The following is a 1,506-nucleotide window of genomic DNA, read 5'->3' on the forward strand; positions in this document are numbered from 1 at the left end:
AGCACGGCCGGCGAGGTCTCGGTCATGCCGTAGCCCTGCTGAAGCGCAACGCCGCGCGCCTCCCACACCTTGAGCAGCGGCACCGGCATTGGCGCGCCCCCGACGCCGCCGACGATGAGGCGGCTAAGGTCAGTCGATGCGAAAGCCGGATGCTGCGCCATGAACTGGTAGATCGCGGGCACGCCGAAGAACACGTTGATGCCCTGCCCGGGATCGTTGATCAGGCCGAGCGCGGTGCCGGGATCGAAGGCGCGCATGATCATTACGGTGCCGCCGGCGTGCAGCACGGGATTGGTGTAGCAGTTGAGCCCGCCGGTGTGGAACAGCGGCAGCACGGTGAGCAGCACCGAGGATGGCCCGATGCAGGCCGGGCCGCCGAGATTGACGCAATTCCAGAAGGTCATGCCATGGGTGATGGTCGCGCCCTTGGGATGTCCCGTCGTGCCCGACGTGTACATGATGGTCGAGAAGTCATCGAGCGTAACTTCCTCGGCGCGGTCGAGTGGCTTTGCGACGGCTATGCCGGTCTCATAGGACCCGCCAGGACCGAGCAGAAGGCTCGTCGCGACGCCGCAGAGCTTTGCGACGTTCAAGGCGGTCTCGGCCAGATCAGTGTCGTGGATCATCACTTTCGGTGCGCAGTCAGCGGTGATGAACTGCAACTCGGGAACGGTAAGGCGGGTGTTCAGTGGCACGAAGATCGCGCCAAGGCGGCCGCAGGCGAACTGAACCTCCAGCGTATCGGTCGTATTCAGCGCCAGCACCGCGACGCGGTCGCCGCGCGAGACTTTGAACGTGTGACGCAGGAATGAGGCGAGGCGCGAGACGCGGGCATCAAGCTGCGCGTAGGTAAAGCGGCGTTCGCTCGCGAGGTCGATCACCGCGACCTTATCGGGCGTGCGGCGGCCATGATGAACGATCCAGTCGTAGTAACGAACGGCCAAAGATTCCTCCCTCGGCGCACCATGCCCGGCGTGGCCCTGAGGCCAGCCGGAGTCTGTGCAGCAACGTTTTTTTGCGCCAGAGTTGGCCTGCGAGCGGGGAAAATCGTCTTGCGTTGAGTTGCTAGGTGACTGCCTTGCGCGAAGCGTCCGCGCCAGTCAGCCACTCCGCGCAAGTGAACCAGCAATGTTCCGGCCATGGTGGCTGAGACGAATCCGGCCGCGAGGCGAGACTGCGATGAAGAGCCCGTTCTATACCGCCGAGCACGACGCCTTCCGCGACGTGATGCGCCGCTTCGTCGAGAAGGAGATCACCCCGTTTGCCCATGAGTGGGACGAGGCCGGCGAATTCCCGCGCGCGCTCTATCGCAAGGCGGCCGAGATCGGCCTGTTGGGGCTCGGATTCCCCGAGGAATATGGCGGTATCGCCGCTGACCAGTTCATGAAGATCGTCGCCAGTCAGGAACTGGCGCGGGCGGGCGCGGGTGGCGTCAGCGCCAGCCTGATGAGCCACACCATCGGCTCGCCGCCGATCGCGCGCGCGGCACGCCCCGAGGTGAAGGCG

The 1,506-nt window shown here is 65.2% G+C and carries 2 protein-coding genes; one reads left to right on the top strand and one right to left on the bottom strand.

The window, feature by feature from the left end; translation table 11 throughout:
* Nucleotides 1–944, bottom strand: a 944-nt coding sequence (locus MOV74_RS37915; protein WP_246932601.1) for an AMP-binding protein, incomplete at its 3' end; no start/stop codon positions are given.
* 235 nt (nt 945–1,179) lie between these two features.
* Between MOV74_RS37915 and MOV74_RS37920 the strand changes: the two genes are divergently transcribed.
* On the top strand, nt 1,180–1,506 hold a 327-nt coding region (locus MOV74_RS37920; protein WP_246932603.1), incomplete at its 3' end, for an acyl-CoA dehydrogenase family protein.

This window comes from Bradyrhizobium sp. SHOUNA76, from assembly GCF_023006445.1.
Lineage (GTDB): Bacteria > Pseudomonadota > Alphaproteobacteria > Rhizobiales > Xanthobacteraceae > Bradyrhizobium.